The organism is Hyphomicrobium sp. (genome assembly GCF_003987855.1).
In the GTDB taxonomy this organism is placed as follows: Bacteria; Pseudomonadota; Alphaproteobacteria; order Rhizobiales; family Hyphomicrobiaceae; genus Hyphomicrobium_B.
The window spans coordinates 127,788-146,074 of sequence record NZ_RXIZ01000012.1 but is presented as its reverse complement, the minus strand read 5'-3'; the positions used below and the strand labels follow the sequence as shown (position 1 = coordinate 146,074).

The 18,287-nt window shown below is 60.8% G+C and carries 14 protein-coding genes and 1 tRNA gene; 4 read left to right on the top strand and 11 right to left on the bottom strand.

From position 1 onward, the window contains the following. The first annotated feature begins 57 nt into the window (after positions 1–57). Positions 58–1,146, top strand: a complete 1,089-nt coding sequence (locus EKK30_RS10770; protein WP_366927332.1) for a fatty acid desaturase — start codon at positions 58–60, stop codon at positions 1,144–1,146. A gap of 19 nt (positions 1,147–1,165) precedes the next feature. Continuing rightward, the gene (prmB, locus tag EKK30_RS10765) at positions 1,166–2,116 is read left to right on the top strand and encodes a 50S ribosomal protein L3 N(5)-glutamine methyltransferase (RefSeq protein WP_290984506.1); all 951 of its coding nucleotides are present in this window, start codon (positions 1,166–1,168) and stop codon (positions 2,114–2,116) included. A gap of 6 nt (positions 2,117–2,122) precedes the next feature. Here the strand turns inward: prmB and EKK30_RS10760 are convergent, their stop codons facing one another. From EKK30_RS10760 to EKK30_RS10730, 7 genes are all read right to left on the bottom strand, one after another. Beyond that, on the bottom strand, positions 2,123–4,972 hold the full coding sequence (locus tag EKK30_RS10760; protein ID WP_290984503.1) for a phosphoenolpyruvate carboxylase: 2,850 nt from the start codon (positions 4,970–4,972) through the stop codon (positions 2,123–2,125). Between the two features lie 103 nt (positions 4,973–5,075). After that, on the bottom strand, positions 5,076–5,975 hold the full coding sequence (gene sucD, locus EKK30_RS10755; protein WP_290984500.1) for a succinate--CoA ligase subunit alpha: 900 nt from the start codon (positions 5,973–5,975) through the stop codon (positions 5,076–5,078). A gap of 18 nt (positions 5,976–5,993) precedes the next feature. Continuing rightward, a complete protein-coding gene (locus EKK30_RS10750) occupies positions 5,994–7,160 on the bottom strand; it encodes a malate--CoA ligase subunit beta (RefSeq protein WP_290984497.1) in 1,167 nt (388 codons plus the stop codon). A gap of 41 nt (positions 7,161–7,201) precedes the next feature. Then, positions 7,202–8,158, bottom strand: coding sequence for a CoA ester lyase (locus EKK30_RS10745; protein WP_290984495.1), 957 nt, complete (start codon positions 8,156–8,158; stop codon positions 7,202–7,204). A 107-nt stretch (positions 8,159–8,265) separates the two neighbouring features. Next, a complete protein-coding gene (locus tag EKK30_RS10740; protein ID WP_290984492.1) occupies positions 8,266–9,486 on the bottom strand; it encodes an aminotransferase class V-fold PLP-dependent enzyme in 1,221 nt (406 codons plus the stop codon). A gap of 232 nt (positions 9,487–9,718) precedes the next feature. Then, the gene (locus EKK30_RS10735) at positions 9,719–10,342 is read right to left on the bottom strand and encodes a response regulator transcription factor (RefSeq protein WP_290984489.1); all 624 of its coding nucleotides are present in this window, start codon (positions 10,340–10,342) and stop codon (positions 9,719–9,721) included. Between the two features lie 61 nt (positions 10,343–10,403). Further along, positions 10,404–10,480 (bottom strand) — tRNA-Arg (locus EKK30_RS10730). Between the two features lie 397 nt (positions 10,481–10,877). On the opposite strand from EKK30_RS10730, the gene EKK30_RS10725 reads away from it, so the two are divergent. Together EKK30_RS10725 and EKK30_RS10720 are read left to right on the top strand one after the other, a co-directional pair. After that, on the top strand, positions 10,878–11,573 hold the full coding sequence (locus tag EKK30_RS10725; RefSeq protein ID WP_290984486.1) for a porin family protein: 696 nt from the start codon (positions 10,878–10,880) through the stop codon (positions 11,571–11,573). Positions 11,574–11,699: 126 nt separating this feature from the next. After that, positions 11,700–12,608: a thermonuclease family protein gene (locus tag EKK30_RS10720; protein WP_290984483.1), complete on the top strand. Its 909-nt coding sequence runs from the start codon at positions 11,700–11,702 to the stop codon at positions 12,606–12,608. A gap of 14 nt (positions 12,609–12,622) precedes the next feature. On the opposite strand, the gene EKK30_RS10715 is transcribed toward EKK30_RS10720, so the two are convergent. From EKK30_RS10715 to EKK30_RS10700, 4 genes are all read right to left on the bottom strand, one after another. Then, positions 12,623–13,654, bottom strand: a complete 1,032-nt coding sequence (locus tag EKK30_RS10715; RefSeq protein WP_290984480.1) for a CarD family transcriptional regulator — start codon at positions 13,652–13,654, stop codon at positions 12,623–12,625. Between the two features lie 467 nt (positions 13,655–14,121). Next, positions 14,122–14,460: a ferredoxin FdxA gene (gene fdxA / locus EKK30_RS10710; RefSeq protein ID WP_290984477.1), complete on the bottom strand. Its 339-nt coding sequence runs from the start codon at positions 14,458–14,460 to the stop codon at positions 14,122–14,124. A gap of 125 nt (positions 14,461–14,585) precedes the next feature. After that, entirely contained in the window at positions 14,586–15,044 is a 459-nt protein-coding gene (locus tag EKK30_RS10705) for an RNA-binding S4 domain-containing protein (protein ID WP_290984474.1), read from the bottom strand. Continuing rightward, positions 15,022–18,213: a helicase-related protein gene (locus EKK30_RS10700; RefSeq protein WP_290984471.1), complete on the bottom strand. Its 3,192-nt coding sequence runs from the start codon at positions 18,211–18,213 to the stop codon at positions 15,022–15,024. Before EKK30_RS10700 ends, EKK30_RS10705 begins: the two co-directional genes overlap by 23 nt. Positions 18,214–18,287: the final 74 nt, after the last annotated feature.

Below are 18,287 nucleotides of genomic sequence, written 5' to 3'. Positions count from 1 at the left end.
TACGCGACCGCTGCCACTGTGCGCCTGTCGATTCCTCAGGGGGACAAAGCATTGAACGTGAACCTTAAGCAGCCGCTGCAGGCAGAAGGTCGGGCCGACGCTTTGGTTCGCGAGCGCCTCTCAACGCAGGAGGCAATGCCCGAAACCGACAAACAGCGCGTTCGCCGTCTCGCCGCACATTGCCAAAAATACCGAGGCTCCGTTCCTCGGCTCGCGGCGCTGCAGCTACTGACGACGATCGTTCCTCTCATCGCAATCGTCGGCGCCATGTTCGCGACCGTCAATCACGCCTACTGGGCTACTCTTCTGCTGGCGCTGCCTGCGGCTGGGCTACTTGTCAGGGCCTTCATCATCCAGCACGACTGCGGGCATGGCTCGTTCTTCGCTTCCCGGGCGCTGAACGATTTTGTCGGCCGCGCGATGAGCCTTCTGACGCTTGCCCCATATGGTCTTTGGCGGCGCGAGCATGCACAGCACCACGCAACGTCAGGGAATCTCGATCGTCGCGGCGCTGGCGACATCAAGACGATGACGGTAGCCGAATATCGGAAGCTTTCGACCCTTGCTAAGCTTCAGTACAAGATCTACCGCCATCCGGCTTTTCTGTTCGGCATCGGCGTTCCCGCCTATTTCGTGATCATCCAGCGCCTGCCGTGGCTCCATTCGCTGGCCGCGCGGGATGCCTGGAAGAGCGTGCTGGCGTTGAATCTCGGCTTGGTCGCGCTCTATGCGCCGCTTTGCTACGCCTTCGGCATCGCCAATGTGCTTTGGGTCGGTTTACCGGTGCTGCACATCGCGGCGGCAGCGGGCGGCTGGCTGTTCTTCATCCAGCACCAGTTCGAAGAAACGACGTGGGAGCAGACGGAGGGCTGGGATTTTCAGGTCGCCGCCCTACTCGGATCCTCCTATTACGATCTGCCGAAGGTCCTCAACTGGTTCACGGGGAATATCGGCCTGCACCACATCCACCACCTCAACAGCATGATTCCCAATTACCGGCTCATGGGATGTCTCGAGGCAAGTCCGGAACTCAAATCCATCAACCGGCTGACGCTGGGCGAAAGCCTTCGCTGCACCCGTCTCAAGCTTTGGGATGAAGAGCAGCGCAGGCTCATCGGTTTCGACGAGCTCCCGGCTACGACCTAAGTTTTCCCAGGGCATTTTCATGCCATCAGAGTCTCCGCGATCGCCCCTCGATGAGCTCAAGACGGTTCGCGACTGGCTGAGATACGCCGTCACCTGCATGACTCGGGCGGGGCTGATCTATGGGCACGGGACCGATAACGCGGTCGACGAAGCGGCTTTTCTCATTCTTTCGACGCTCGACCTGCCGATCGAAGACATCAACCCGTGGCTCGATTGCCGATTGACGGCAGCAGAACGCGACAACGTCGAATTCGTGATCTCAACACGAATCGAAACGCGCAAGCCGGCCGCTTATCTGACGAATGCCGCCTTCATCCAGGGCCGCAAGTTTTACGTCGACGAACGGGTCATCGTGCCGCGATCGCTGATCGGCGAGCTACTGGCGGACGATCATCTCTCAACGATCGTGGCAAACGCCAACGGCATCACGCGCGTGCTCGATCTATGCACGGGATCCGGCTGCCTCGCGATCTTGGCGGCTGAAGCCTTTCCAAACGCGAAAATCGATGCGGTCGATATCTCGGAGGATGCTCTGGCAGTCGCGCACCGGAATATCAGGGACTATCGACTGGAAAGCCGTGTTCGCGCGTTGAAATCGGACTTGTTCGGAAGCTTGCCGCCGGAGCGGTATGACGTGATCATATCGAATCCGCCGTATGTCACGGCCGAAAGCGTTGCCGCCTTTCCACCTGAGTACAAAGCCGAACCAAAGCTCGCGCATCTCGGGGGAGTAGACGGTCTGGATCTGGTGCGACGCATCCTCGAAGAAGCGCCTAAGTGGCTCGCGCCGAAAGGAAGTCTCATCGTCGAGATTGGCGAGGCGCAGAAGGACTTGGAGGCGGCCCGGCCCGATTTGCCCTTCCTCTGGCTCGACACAGAAACCAGCAAAGGCGAAATTTTCGCGTTGTTCGCCGAAGATCTTACGGCTGGCACTTCTGAAGGAAAGCGCCGGGGCAACGCCCGGCGCTGAGTCGACTCAGCCGAACGCCCCGAAGTGGTGCGATATCCCCGTCCCGATCTCCCGCACGAATTCGTACGAGGTCTCCATCGGCGTGAGGATTTCGGTTTCGAGGCGCGCGTAATCGTCGATGCCGCGCGGCCGGTAGCTCGCCTGCTCGTCAAATGATTTCGCTGTCAGGTTCTTCTCGTCATGCGGGAAGGCCTTGCGGAGCACGCTCAGGACTTCCGGGATCTCAAGGCTCAACGCCATCTCGAGAACCTGCGTGTGCGATAGACCGTCTTGCGGTGCGAAGCGGGGAAGCTGCGCCGCCAGAATGAAGATGCGCATGATGAGCGCGAGACGGATCGCCTGCAGAAGATCCAGCTCCAAGCGGTTCTCGTCAGGCACCATTCCGTCTTCGATGTTGAGATCGGCGAGAATGGCGTGGAGATCGATCGCATCGAGACGCAGAAGATGGACGAGTTCGGAGATGTCGCCGTGACGATCGTCGGGAAGCAGATGCGTGGCGAGGGTGCGGAAGGCGCTGTTTAAGGATTGTTCGCGGCCCCACGAGGCGCGGGAAGCCCAAAGGCCGGCGTTGAACAGTTGAGCGTTGGCGGCCATCGCGTTGAGGCTGGATATCGTTTTGCCGTGGGCGATCATCGCAAGCAGCGACTGCAGCCGCTTCGACTTCCTAGCGAGCTTGTAAAAGCGATCGCGATCGACCCCGACTGCCGTTCCAAGGCCCGCAACGACGTTCGCGATGTAGCCGAACTGCTGCAGAATTGCGTTATTCGGGATAGCGCGCATGCGGGCTGGATTGCCACGATCGGAAGCGTGATCGCCCTGGCGCTTCACCGGACGCGAACCTGTCTTGAACAGGAGGTTCGGGCCAAAGGCGCCAAGCACGGCGCGGTAGCCGTCGTGCGCGAACAGGTCCTGCTGGAATGCGCGCAACCTCAAGAAGAAGTCGAGACTGAAATCCTGCGCGGCGTAGAACGGATCCTTTTCGGCCGGTGGAATGTCACCGTCCACGATGATGGTGGCCAGCGCGCGCGTCGTCAATGCGCGGTTGCCGAAGAATACGTAACCGTCACCGCCTTGGAAGCTGGTCTCGTGCTTGACAGGAATATTCGCGGCGCCGAATCGGCGGCGCGCCTCGTTCGTCATCACATAGTGCAGGCGACGGTACAGCGTGCCGGGATGCGCACCTCGGCCCATGGACTCGCCGTGGGTCGAAAACAGAAGCGTTTCGATGCCTTCGAGCTTGGCGGTGTCGACGAGCGCAGCGAGCGCCTTGTAAAATCGTTCGACTGCGAGGGTCGCGGAGATCTGACCAATAAACCGGCCAGCGTCGGAAAACCCTGTCTGGATGCTCAGGCGCTTGCGGCCGCGCACGTACTCCCGATAGGTCTCTTCCTCGACCAGGCGCTCCATGATGCGGGCGCCGTTCTCAAGGCCGGTCGGCGTCTCGAACAGGGGTGAGATGTCGGTGATGTGATCGACGCCGAAAAGCTTGGCGAAGAACACGGCGATCAACACGGTCGCGGGAGACTCACATTCCGCGATCAGAAAGCGGATCGGCGTTTCCTTGTCGACGTGCTTCATGATCTGCGCGGTCAACGCGAATTGGCGGATCGCGGTCGCACTTTCCAGATCAAGCGTCGCGAAGTTCACTGTCTCGCGCGGCGTGTTCTTGATCATCTCGACGATACGGACGAGTGACTGGCTTTCGGTGAGGTCGCGCGTCCAAGGCTCATGCACATACGCACGGAAGGCGTTGTGCAGCTGCAGCGCGTTGATACGCAGATGGATATGCGACATGCCAAGACCAGTCGCCTCGACCAGACCGGCAAGCGCTGCCGTCGCCCGCTTCATTTGCGGGGCTTGCACAGTGTCGATCAGTGTATCGAAGAGCGCTTGAAGCGACTCGACGGTCAGCAGATTGTAGCCGTCCGTCTTGGTCATGACGTTGGCCGCCTTCGCAAGGCCTTCCGTGTTGTTCGTGAAGCCTTCAAGAGCCTTCAACTGCTCATCGACGGCGGCGATGCCGAGATCGAGCTTGCCGACGATCTGACGGGCGACGCGTTGAGCTGCATCGCCACTTTCCAGCTTGTGCTTCAGAACGACGAAGCGTTCACGAATATCGGCGAGCGCGGCGCGTTTTTCGCGCAAACGGGTCTCGAATGAAAAAGTCCAGGTGATGTCGGTACGGCCGTCGAGGTCGTAACCCACCCAGGACGCAAAGGTCGTCATCTTCGGACGGACCTTGAAAGCGGCGTCGCCGAACTTCTGCGCGGCGACGCTATAGAACCCGTGCAGCAACTCTTCGTAAGCGTTGCGGAGATTGCGGATCGCGTCCTGCGCACACTTGTGCTCGTGGTGCAGGGTAAGCTTGTCTTCGGGACGGTGCGGCAGGCCGATGGCCACGTCCGAAGATGGATCGGCGACAGCGATGTCGACCATCCGGCGATAGAGGGCATCCGAGAGCCCAAACGTCGGGTGAGCGGTAAGAACGATGCCGGTGCGCGCCCGTGACCAGCGCTCGGCGAATGCTTCCAGATTATTGCCCGACTCGTTGGCGGTCTTTTCAACGTAGGCGGTGAAATCCTTGAGGGTGGTCGATTGATCGACGTAGCCGATCTTCTCGCGCAGGCCGCGGGCGCGACGCACAAAGGCGCGATCCATCAGGCGGCCAGCGAGGGCCTTCATCTCGTCGAAGGTCACTTCGCTGGATTCGAGCCGGCGAGAAAGATCGAAGGCGACGTTCAGAATGGGATTGAGCGAGGGGTTGTCAGGGATTTGCGCTCTGAGACGCTTCAGTTGATTGACCAGCTCGGTTTCGTCGAGTTTGGCCGAACCGACAGCGGGCGTCGTATCCTGCATCACCAAGGCTCCATGTCCCTCCTGGGGACCGACTTCTCACGTATGTTCTTATGTAGCGAGGCGGATGGCCGGAGGCAAAGGCGCACTCCGGCCAATTTGGAACTCAGGCTACCTTTTTCATCTGGCCGAGGACCTGGGCGATGGTCGAGCCCATCTCGGACGGCGTCGGCGCAATCGTGACGCCGCAGCCCTTCAGGATCTCAACCTTCTCAGCAGCCGATTCACCGAATGCCGAGACGATGGCGCCGGCGTGTCCCATGCGGCGGCCCTTGGGAGCAGACAGGCCAGCAATGTAAGCAATCACCGGCTTCTTCATGTGCTCCTTGGCATACAAGCCAGCTTCCGCCTCCTGCGGTCCGCCGATCTCGCCGATCATCAGGACGGCATCCGTCTCAGGATCCGCCTCGAAGGCTTCGAGAACGTCGCGGTGCGACGAGCCGTTGATCGGGTCGCCGCCGATGCCGACCGATGTCGAAACGCCGATACCCAGCGCCTTCATCTGCGCGGCTGCCTCATATCCCAGCGTGCCCGAGCGGCCGACAATGCCGACGCGGCCAGGAAGGTAGATATGTCCCGGCATGATGCCCAGCATCGCCTTCCCTGGCGAGATGGTGCCCGCGCAGTTCGGTCCCGTCAGGACCATGCGGCCTTCTTTCTTGTAGCGGCGCATATAGCGCTTCACGCGGATCATGTCCTGGGCGGGAATACCGTCGGTGATGCAGACGCAGTATTTGATGCCCGCATCGGCGGCTTCCATGATCGCGTCGGCCGCGAACGGCGGCGGCACGAACACGATCGAAGCCTCAGCTCCGGTCTCATCGACAGCGCCCTTGACGGTGTTGAACACCGGCCGGCCGAGATGGGACGAACCGCCCTTGCCCGGCGTCACGCCGCCGACGACGTTCGAGCCGTAATCGATCATTTCCTGCGCGTGAAACGTGCCGATACGTCCGGTGAAGCCCTGGATCAGGATCGGCGTCTTTTCATTGATAAAGATAGCCATTGGTGCGTTTCTCCGGATTTAGGCTGCTTTTTTCGCCGCTTCGACGGCTTTCTTTGCCGCTTCTGCCAGCGTGTCCGCGCTGATGACGGTGAGACCGCTGGTGTCGATGATCCTACGACCTTCCTCAACGTTCGTTCCGGCGAGACGGACGACGATCGGCATCGTGATGTTGAGTTCCTTGACAGCGTCTACGACGCCCTTGGCAACCCAATCGCAACGGTTGATGCCGGCAAAGACGTTCACGAGAATGGCGCGAACGTTCTTGTCGCGAAGCACGGCGCGGAAAGATTTCGTCACGCGCTCGGGAGATGCACCACCGCCAATGTCGAGGAAGTTCGCTGGCTCACCGCCGGCGAGCTTGATCATGTCGAGCGTCGCCATCGCGAGGCCGGCGCCGTTGACGATGCAGCCGATGTCGCCGTCTAGGCCGACGTAGGAAAGGCCGCGGTCAGAGGCATAGGTTTCGCGCGGATCTTCCTGGCTTTTGTCGCGAAGCTCGGCGATGTGCGGGCGGCGGAACAACGCGTTCTCGTCGAACGACATCTTTGCGTCGAGCGCCAGCACCTGCTTTTCCTTGGTGATGACGAGCGGGTTGATCTCTACCATCATCGCATCGAGGTCGCGGAACGCGCGGTAGCAGCCCATGATGGCGGGTACGAGCTTGTTGACGATCTCAGGATCGACTCCGAGACCGAATGCAAGCTCGCGGGCCTGGAACTGCTGCATGCCGACGGCCGGGTCGACCGTGACGCGAATGATCGTGTCGGGCTGCGTGGCGGAGATCTCTTCGATATCCATGCCGCCTGCGGCGGACGCAACGACGACGATGCGCTCGGACGCGCGGTCCATGACGAAACCAAGATAGATCTCGCGATCGATGTTGGTCGCTTCCTCGATGTAGAGGCGCGAGACCAGCTTACCGGCCGGTCCCGTCTGGTGGGTGACGAGCTTGCGGCCAAGCATGGACTCGGCTGCTTCCTCGATCTCACGCTCGTTGCGGCAGAGCTTTACGCCGCCGGCCTTGCCGCGCGCGCCCGAGTGGATCTGCGCCTTTACGACGACAGCGCCACCAAGCTCGCTCGCGCGGTAGGTTGCCTGCTCGGGGCTATAGGCCAGGCCACCGCGCGGGATCGGCACGCCAAACTTCGTAAGAAGTTCTTTCGCCTGGTATTCGTGAATGTCCATTGTAGGACCTCCCTAGGATAATTTGACGTTCCTGGCGTTTCTTATTTCGCGCGGGCTGCTTCGGCCGACTTGATCGCAGCTGCCGTGACGAGCAAGTTGCGAGCCATCTTCTCGGAAGCCGCGTCGATCATCTTGCCGTCGAGAGAAGCGGCGCCCTTGCCCTGGGCTTCGGCTTCCTTCAGAGCGACCAGAATGCGCTCGGCGCGCTCGACTTCCTTGGCGGTCGGCGAATAGATCTCATTGGCGAGTTCGATCTGCGAGGGGTGGATGGCCCACTTGCCTTCCATGCCCAGCGCTGCGCCACGGCGAGCGGCGGCCTTGTAGCCTTCCGGATCGTCGATGCCGCCGAACGGGCCATCGATCGGACGCAGGCCGTAAGCGCGGCAAGCAACCGTCATGCGCGAGAGCGGGAAATGCCACTGATCGCCGGGGTAATCCGGGTTGAGGCCGCCGATGACGACGGTGCGTGCCTTGTTGAAAGCGGAATAGTCAGCGACGCCGAAGTGCATCGATTCCAGGCGGCTCGGAGCAGCGGCGATTGCTTCGACGTTGGCCATGCCGAGCGGCGTCTCGATCAGCGCTTCGGTGCCGATCTGGTTCTTTAGACCTTTGGCAACTTCGATCTGGCTGACGATGCACTCGACCGTGTAGACGTCGGCGGGAACGCCGACCTTCGGGATGAGAATGGTGTCGAGCTTGGCGCCGGCCTGCTCGACGATGTCGACGACGTCGCGATACATATAGTGCGTATCAAGGCCGTTGATGCGAACCGAGACGCTCTTACCTGCGCCCTTCCAGTCAAGATCGTTCAGAGCCTGGATGATGTTCTTGCGGGCCTGTTCTTTTTCCGGCGGCGCGACGGCATCTTCGCAATCCAGAAAGACGTAGTCGGCGGCGCTCTTGATGGCGCGATCGATCATGCTCGGGTTGGAGCCCGGAACCGCGAGATAGGAGCGCTGCAATCTCTGTTTGCGGAGCGGGAACTGCGAGAAGCTCATTGGGAATTGCCTTCCTAGATCTGAAGCGAGTGTTTTTATTTTCGGAACAACGGATGCGAAGAAGCGAGTGAGCGCCCGGCATCATCGAGCCGGGCGCTTCTCAAGTCTTAGGCGGCCTTTGCCTGAGCCGGCGTGACGCTCGTGGCGGACTTCGTCGCGGTCTTGGAGAAGTACTCGGCGGCGGCGCCTGTACCCGAACCAAGCTTGACGTTGATGCCGGAGTCTTTCATCGCCATTTCGACGGCGAAGAGAACGCCACCGATCATGAACTCATCGACGGCGCCGAGATGGCCGATACGGAACACCTTGCCGGCGACCTTGTTGAGGCCCGTTCCGAGCGACGTGTTGTAGCGATAGTAAGCCGTCTTCAGGACAGCATTCGCATCAGCGCCTTCAGGAACGAGGATCGCCGAGACGGTGTCGGAATGCCACTTCGGTTCCTTGGCGCAGAGCTTCAGGCCCCAGGCGTCGACAGCTGCGCGAACGCCCGACGCCATGCGGTGATGACGAGCGACAACGTTGTCGATGCCTTCAGCGAGGATGAGATCGAGCGAAGCGCGCAGACCACGGATCAGCTGCGTTGCAGGCGTGTAGGGGAAGTAGCCAAGATCGTTCGTCTTGATCATGTCTTCCCAGGAGAAGAAGCAACGGTTCATGCGGCCGTTGACCGTCTTGTTGACGTCGAGCGCCTTCTGGCTGACGGCGAGGATGCCGAGGCCGGTCGGAAGCATGAAGCCCTTCTGCGAACCCGAGACGCAGCAGTCCACGCCCCATTCGCCCATGCGCATTTCGAGCGAGCCGACCGACGAGACGCCGTCGACGAAGAGAAGAGCCGGATGCTTGGCGGCATCGAGGGCCTTGCGAACACCGGCGATGTCCGATGTCACGCCCGTCGCGGTTTCGTTATGCGTCGCGAAGACGGCTTTGATTTCGTGGTTCTTATCCTTCGCGAGGATGTCGGCATACTTTTCGAGCGGTACGCCCGTGCCCCACTCTTCATCGCAGAGCTCGACCTTCAATCCGAGACGCTCGGCCATATCGACCCAAAGCAGCGAGAACTGACCGAAGCGGCTCATCAGAACCTTGTCGCCCGGGGCGAGCGTGTTCTCGATCGCCGATTCCCATGCACCAGTGCCCGATGACGGGAAGATGAAAACGCGGCCGTCTTTCATTTTGAAAACCTTCTTCAGGTCTTCGAAGATCGGCAGCGTGAACTTCGGAAACTCCGGCGAGCGCATGTCTTCCATCGGAAGGTTCATAGCCATACGCACGGCATCGGGAATCGTCGTCGGGCCGGGAATGAAAAGATGGGGCGTGATCATATTCAAGGCGTTCCTCCACGCTGCGTTGAGCCAAGCCGACAGTTCCCGCGCAACAGGGAAGAGAATTCGGCATGCTTTTGCTGATCCTTCCGCCCGATGCAGATGCGGGCGTCAGTCTTAACTAGCAGGCGGACAGTGATGGTGGGAACGGAAAACTATCAACACCCTGTTGGGCAGGCTCAGCTACCCACCTCGTTACGCTTTTGTGCAGCGTTGTATCTCTGATTTTGCGCGGGCTTTACTGCTGCTCGGAACGGTTAACGGAGACATGCAGCGCAACAGCCATCGCCCGGTTCGAAACACCGAGTTTATCGTATAAATTTTTCAGATGATATTTCACCGTGTTGCGCGAGATGCCGATACGCGCCGCGATCTGCAAATTCGTCCAGCCGTTCGCAAGCGCAGCAAGAAGCTCGCGCTCGCGCGCCGTCAAACCTTCGAGCGGATCGTGATTCAGCAAGTCGATGTCGACGTAAGGCAGCGACAAGCGGCCACGCGCGACCGAAACGACCGCTTCGAGCAGAACCTGCGGATCTTCAGTCTTGGAAACGAAACCCCACGCGCCGCCTTTGATGGCTTGGCGAAGCACGTCGTGCGAGCGCTCGCCCGTGTAGATGATGATCCGCGTCTGCCACTTTTCCTGACGCACGCGCTGCAGTACGGCGCCACCGTTCATGTCGGGCAAGGTCCAGCCAACCACGGCAATCTCGACCGGGCGCGTCTTCAAGGCGGAGACCAGGGCTTCGCCCGTCGCATGGACGCCGCAGACGTTGAAGCGACCGTCGCGTTCGATCAACGCGTCGAGACCTGCACGGACCACCGGATTTTGATCGGCAATGGTGACCTCAATCTTGGCGGCCATCCGCGCAATACTCTCCTTAGATTGGCGGCGGCTCCAGAGGCGTCTGAAACGCGCCTCGAATTGGCGACCCCGGCAGGATTTGAACCTGCGACCTACGGTTTAGGAAACCGTTGCTCTATCCAGCTGAGCTACGGGGCCCCGCCCAAGCGTTGTGATCCCGCGTCGGCGCAACAGCGGGTTCAAGAGCTATGCGGTGAGCGCCGATGGAGGTCAAGCGCAGCACCATGCGTAAGCGCGACTCACGACGGTTTCGCGACATTCAAATTCCTCAGGGGAGCCGCGCCCGGCGCATTTCTTTGCTCCAGGCGCAAGCCTCCGGCTTTGATGTATCCACAATTTGCCGACCGCCGGGCCACACCCGCGAAATAATCCTGCAAATCTTTCAAATGCCTACTGTTCAAAACGGTAACCATACTGGAGAGTGAGGCCAGGTAAGGGACCACTCGCGGGCCGGAAACGGCGAAGCTGCGACCGGCGAGTGTGAGTGATTTCCGCTTCGGTCTTCGACCGGGGGACAGTTGAGGGGACTGCACTGATGAGAAAGACTTTGGCCGCGATGGCCCTGGCACCGTTCATGTTGCCGGCGGGCGCAGCAATGGCCCAGAGCCTTCCCGATGAAGTAAGGCCCCTCGGCAATCTCAGCAGCCCCTATAACCTCATCATTCCAAATTATGACGAGCGGCCGTCGCCGGCCTCGTGGGAGGGTTTCTACTGGAAACCGATCCTCAGCTATACCAGCATGTCGTTCGGCGATAGCCACTTGAAGGATGCAGATGGGTTCACTTTGGGCGCGTTGGTGGGTTACGACTTCCGCTACCAGGGCTTTATCTTCGGTCCCACTGCCGATCTAAGCTACGATTTCCTCTACAATGACAGTTCCCGCATAGATGGTGTCTCTGGCTACAAAGCTCACGCCGACTTCGATGGGTCGGTCGGTGCCCGCGCCGGATTCCTACTTATGGATCGCACTTTGATTTACGCCACGGGCGGTTACGCATTCTCCAATCTGGAAGTGAAGAACCGCTCGCTGGGCGTCAGCGATACCAACACGTTGTCAGGCTGGACCGCTGGCGGTGGCATCGAATACCTCTGGAGCAACGACAGCGGCCTGCGCTTTGAATACAAGCGTGTCGAGTTCTCCGGCGAACACTTCGACTCCCTTCCGTCCAATGACGATGAAGTCAGCGCGTCGATGGACAAATTCAGCTTCGGCTTTGTGCACCGCTTCTGATCGCTGCAGACGGCGGCGCAGAAGACTTGCCGTCGCGGCACTGATGTTTTCATTCCTTCATTAGATTGCTAAAGCGCAGGCATAGCCCGCCTTGGCGGAATGCTGCGCTTGTGATCTCTATTCGGCATGGCAAGCCGTCCTTGGATAGGTCTGATCGGCGTGGCGATGCTCTGCTCGCCTGCTCCTGCATCGTCCGATCCAGGAACAACGCCGAATTGCACACTCGAACCTGGGCCGATCCGGACCGTCACCCGCATCATCGACGGCGAGACTCTCGTTCTCGATGACGGTAAGGCGGTAAGGCTCATCGGAGCGCTTTCGCCAAGGGCGCGGGACGCTGACGCGGCCGCGGGAGCCTGGCCGCCTGAGATCGACGCGACCAAAGCCTTATCTGACCTCGTCCTGGCAAAGCGCGTGAAACTTGCGTTCTCGGGACGGCGCTCTGACCGGTATGGCCGTCAATTGGCTCACGTCTTCGTTCTCGAAAATGGCCGGGAGGATTGGATTCAAGGTGCGCTCCTCAGAGGCGGTTTCGCACGCGCCTACGGCTTGCCGGACAGCTTTGCGTGCGCGCGCGAACTCATGGCGAACGAAGCCGAAGCGCGCCGCACGCGCGCGGGGCTTTGGAGCAACGGCATCTACCGCACACTTCCGGCCGAGCACCCGGCCGAGATCATGAAACAGCGTGGCAAGTACGTGCGCGTGCGAGGGTCGCTGGTATCGGTGGGCCGGACGAAAAGCGCGACGTATCTGAATTTCAGCAACGACTGGCGATCCGATTTTACGGCGCGGATCGACAAGAAGGTTCTCACCGCCAATCCGGAATTCGACAAATCGCTCGATGCGCTGGCGAATACGACGGTTGTCGTGCGCGGCTGGATCGAACGGCGCAACGGGCCGATGATCGACATCGCGGACCCTTCGCAGCTCGAGCCCACGGATGCGCAGCCAGCCGAGCCGGCAGCCCCAAAAGAAGCGCGCCCGGCTCCACCGGAAGGTGTGGAACCGAGCGCTGTAAACTTGAAATCGCTCTGACTTGAAGTCGAGGCTTAGGCGGCTTCTTCCTCGACAGAGGCTTCGCTTTCAGCGAGGCGGCGGCCCTTGGCGCTCTTGGAGAGAATGTCCGTGATGCGCTGTACGGCACCACGCTCGTCGAGCTTCTCAACGGCAGCAAGTTCGCGCGCCATGCGATCGAGCGCGTCTTCGTAGAGCTGACGCTCTGAATAAGACTGCTCGGGCTGAGCTTCCGAACGATAGAGGTCGCGGACAACTTCGGCGATCGCAATCAGATCGCCCGAGTTGATCTTGGCCACGTATTCCTGCGCGCGGCGGCTCCACATGGTGCGCTTGATGCGAGCGCGGCCCTTGAGGGTTTCCATCGCCTTCTTGACCAGGCCTTCGTCGGCGAGCTTACGCATACCGACGCTGGCGAGCTTACCGGTGGGCACGCGCAGCGTCAGCTTCTCCTTGTCGAAGGTGATGACAAAGAGTTCGAGCGACATGCCGGCGATTTCCTGCTCTTCGATGCCGACGATGCGGCCGACGCCGTGAGCAGGATAGACGACGAATTCGTTGGCCTTGAAGCCGTGGCGCTGGCTCACCGGCTTCTTCTGGACCGCCAGGATCTGACGAGCGGCCGCAGCTTTTTCGGCGACATCCTTAGGGGCCGCCGGCTGCTGAGCGCTGGCTACAGGTGCCGAAATCTTCTGGCTCGCGGCCTTGTGGGCGTTTGCGGGCACGGCGACGGTGCGCTGCGGCGCGGCCGAAGCGGCAGCCTTCGACAAATGTGCGGCGGCAACGTGCGGAGCAACGGGAGTGGGTGCCACCGGCTTCTTGGCGGGAGTAGCGTCAGCTTTCGCGACAGGCTTCTGAACGACCGGCGCAACAGGCTTTTTTACAGCCTTTGCAGGCGCGGGCTGCTGGGCGGCGTGCTTGGTCTTGGCCGGAGCCTCGACCTTCGCCTTGGCAGCAGGTTTCGCGACCTTGTTAGCGCTTGCGGCGACTTTCAAAGGCATTGATTTGCGGACGGCACTTTTCGCTGCGGACTTGGGGCTGACCGGAGCTTTCTTCTTCTGAGCCATATCGATCTCTCACTCTCGCATACTGGGCTTTTCCGGCGATGACCGGTCCGGCCGACAGTCCGCCCGATGGGGGCGGAGCATTGGCGCCGCCGGGCGAAACAAGCCCGAACGACAGGCGCGCATTGATCCGGGCCTCATCTTGACGAGAGACCGTCCCCTGCGCGCTGATTTGAGGCCTAGCTTTGCAAATCCTGCCCGACTCTGAAGTGGCCCAACGACGCCCCATAACGTCTTATCGAGAGCTGCCCATCAGAGGGAGGCAACCCCTTTTTGTTCGCGGCCGTTCCGGATTTGTGCAGACTTAACGCCATCACAGCTGACTCTAACACAGTCTTGACGGCAATTGAAGGGTCGCCTTGTGAGACAATCTGGACGAGCTTAAGGCGGGCTTTAAATAACCCCGCGAAACCAACAGCTTATGTAAGAGCTCCCCTAAGACCTTTCGAAAATGTCAGAAAACTGAAAAATCAGTCGCCCAAACCAGGGTTTGGCGAAAAATATTTCTCAAACTTGTCCGCTTCGTCCTTCGCTGCATCTGCGTCAGGCAGTGCCGCTTTTTTAGCCGTGATGTTGGGCCAGGCGTCTGCATACTGCCGGTTGAGCTCCATCCATTTTTCCATGTTGGGCTCAGTATCCGGCTTGATGGCGTCGACCGGGCACTCTGGCTCGCAGACCCCGCAATCGATACATTCGTCCGGGTGAATGACGAGCATGTTCTCGCCTTCATAAAAGCAATCGACAGGGCAGACCTCGACACAATCGGTGTATTTGCACTTGATGCACTTCTCGTTGACGACGTAGGTCATTCGACTTCCCGGTTCTTATTGTGGCGGCGTCAGCTGCGGCGCGCCGCTGGTCAATTGCTCTTCGCAAGCGGCGCTCTTCTTAGCATAGGCATCACGGCTGCCTAGGTGGACGGGGCGTCACACTTTCATTCCCGTCCCCTGATTTTATCGAGTAGCCGCCGTTCACGTTTTGTAGGCCGGCCGCTTCCGTTGGGACGCAAGCCCGAAGCCATCGCCATTCCGTCGCTTGGCTGGGGTTCTGAGCCGGGCTCTCCCGACAGCTGTGGCGCGGGCTTCGGCGTCAGATCCCGATAGAGTGCTTGGGCCTCAGGGGCGGGACCCCGGCGAACTCCGATCCCGACAATCTCAATGCTGATAACGCGCGGCCCGAGCGATAGGGTCAGAACGTCCCCCGGCTTCACGGTCGTACTGGTCTTATCGATCTTAACGCGATTGACCCGAACTTTTCCTCGCGCAATCAACGCCTGGGCCAACGTCCGGGACTTCGCGATCCGGGCGAACCAAAGCCACTGGTCGATGCGCTGCAGGGAGGACTGGGCCTCCGCGCTTCCAGAGGCTAGCTCAGGTCGACCCGGAGCCTTCACTCCGCTTCTCCATCTGAGCTTTGAGGGCAGCCAGCGCCGCAAATGGCGAGGACGAGTCGCTTGCCGACGACTTTGGCGGTGCCGCACTGATCAACTGCGGAGATCGGCGATCCTCCCGCCGCCGATTATCGTCGCGGCGGCCCTTGCGGTCATCATCCCGGCGCGGACGATGGCCTTCGTCTTTTCTCGGCCCCTGGTCGTGATTGCGATTTTCGGCACCTCTCGCCTCGGAGCGCGGGCGATCATCGCGACGATCCTGGTGGCGATTGCGGTTATGCTGGCGATCCGGGCGCACATTCGACTTAGGCGTCTGGCCCGCACTTGAACCTTCCGCAGGCGGTGTGGCCGCAGCAATGCTCGCCTGTGCACCCGAGTTCGGTTGATGGCGATGGCCCTGATGACGATGGCGGCCGCCGTCGCGACGCTGGCCTTCACGCCGCTCAGGACGCTGGTGACGGCGCGGACGCCAGACCTCCTCAAACTTCTGTTCGTCGGGGACTGCCGGCGCCGTGGCATCGCTTGCTGCTGATGCGGAGATGTCGGCGGAGGCCTCATTGGCCGGCTCGGCGGCGTCAGCTGCCGCAGGGAGATCGCCGCTGCTGTCCACGGCTTCCGTTTCACTCGGAGCTGCCGCCGCGGGAAGCTCTGGGGACGTCTCGGCGGCTGGAGCTGCCTCCGAGGTAACCGCTGCAGCTTCAGCGGCTGACGGCGCTGGCGTTGCCGCAGGCACAGGCCGCCGCTCGAGACGGAAGCCCAAAGCCTTCAGGACTTCGCCCAGTTCTTCGGCCGAGCAGCCAAGGATCGACATCATATCATCGGTGGCGCGGAACCCGCCGTCGCCGGTGGAGCCCTTCGGCGGCGCGTCGGTCTTGCCTGGACCCGCGCGCCACGCGAGCAACGGGCGAATAAGATCGGCGAGCCGTTCAAGGATATCGAGGCGGATGGCGCGCGGACCGCACAAATGGAAGCCGTGGGCGCGATAGAGCGCTTCTGGCGTTGCCGGATCCACAACGACCGATGTCAGTCCCGGACGGGGCAACTGCGGGGTCGCTCCATTCGCGGGTGGATGCTTCAAGAGCCACAGCGTTGCCGCGAGATCGGCCGCTGCGGGCTTCAGCATGATCGGAAAGAAGATGTTGAAGGCTCCGAAGCGCAAACCGTATTTGCGGAGTTCCGCGCGAGCCGCTTGATCGAGCGCATTGATGTCGTCGGCAATGGTCTCGCGCTTCAGTGCGCCGAGGCTTTCCTTCAACTGAAAAGCAATACCTCGCGCCAAACCTTGAAGCTCGCTGCTCTTCGACATTTCGACAAGCGGCTTCAGCTTGTCGGCGATGGTGTCGCTGATCCAGGTCTTGATGCGAGCTTGGACTTTTTCGCGATCGGATTCGCTCATCGACTCGTCGGCGATGAGCGTCACACCCGGCGCGAGCGGATCTTCCGACGCTTCGAGCTTCGCAACTTCGTCCTCGCGCCAGATGATGGAGCCGGTTCGCGACAGCTTGAAGGCGTCGTTCTGCGCAGCAGCGACGCGGCGCGCCCGCATGCCGAGCTCACGCGTGACCACCTGCATCGCCGCCTGGCGCGTGGCCTTTTCATGGATCCCATCGGCGGCGGAATCGAGCGTGAAACGAAAGCCTTTGAGCCGCCCAACGAAGTGGGTTTCGACCGTGATGGCGCCGTCATCGGCGATATCGGCCGTCAATTCGTCCTTGTCCCGCATGCCTTTCATCAGAGCGCTGGTCCGGCGATCGACGAACCTTTGCGTCAGGCGTTCGTGCAATGCGTCGGAGAGACTATCTTCAATAGCTCGCGTCCGCTCCTGCCAATGAACCGGATCTTTGAGCCAGTCAGGACGATTGGCAACGAAAGTCCAGGTGCGAATGTGCGCAATGCGGGTCGCGAGCGTGTCGATATCGCCGTCCGTACGGTCGGCGAGAGAAACCTGCTTTGAGAACCAGTCCTCGGGGATGCGATTGTCGCCGCTCGTCAGATGTTTGTAGACGTTCGAGACAAGATCGGCGTGGCTTTGATTGGAAATCTTGCGGTAATCGGGGAGCTGACAAACTTCCCACAGGAGTTCGACGCGGGCTCGCGACGAAGCCAGATCCGTGATCTCGCGATCCGCGCTCAAGGCCTCGAGCGCGGCAACGTCATCGGCGGTTCGGGCGCGGGTCAGGCGCTGCTCGCGCGGCAGCTGGCGAAGCGATGCGTGAAGCGCATCGAGGGTGGAAAAATCAAGATCTCGGTTGCGCCATTGCAGTGTGCGGATGCTATCGAAGCTGTGCGTTTCGAGGCGCTCCACCATATCGGCGTCGAGCGGCTCTGCTCCACCTGTCACGCCGAAGGTGCCATCGTTCATGTGACGGCCGGCGCGGCCGGCGATCTGGCCGATTTCGCCCGGCGTCAGGTTGCGATGATTGTGGCCATCGAACTTCCTCAGCGCCGAGAATGCGACGTGGTCAACGTCGAGATTGAGGCCCATGCCGATTGCATCAGTCGCAATCAGGAATTCGACATCGCCCGACTGGTAGAGAGCGACCTGGGCGTTGCGCGTGCGCGGTGACAGCGCGCCAAGCACGACCGCGGCGCCGCCGCGCTGCCGTCGTATCAATTCCGCGAGCGCATAAACTTCTTGCGCCGAGAACGCGACGATGGCCGAACGCGCAGGCAGACGCGTGATTTTCTTCTCGCCGCTGTAAGTCAATTTCGACAATCGCGGGCGCGATATGAAATTAGCGCCGGGAATGAGATCGCTGATCGCCTCACGCATCGTCTGCGCGCCAAGCAACAGCGTCTCGGACCGGCCCCGTGCATGCAGCAAGCGATCAGTGAAGACGTGGCCGCGCTCAGGATCGGCGCACAGCTGGATCTCATCGATGGCGAGGAAATCCACATCGATGTCGCGCGGCATGGCCTCGACGGTCGACACCCAATAGCGCGCCCGCTCCGGCTTGATCTTTTCTTCGCCAGTGATGAGAGCGACTTTGTCGGCACCGACCCGTTGCTTGATCCGGTCGTAGACTTCGCGCGCGAGCAGGCGCAGCGGAAGGCCGATCATGCCGCTTTCGTGACCGAGCATCCGCTCGATCGCAAGATGCGTTTTGCCGGTATTGGTTGGTCCGAGCACCGCCGTCACGTTTCGGATGCGGGCTTCCAGATCACTTGCCATTCGTGCATTGACTCCGATCGTGCCCTGGCATTGCAGAGGAGGGCCCCGAGATCAAGGATTATTCGGTCCGCGGA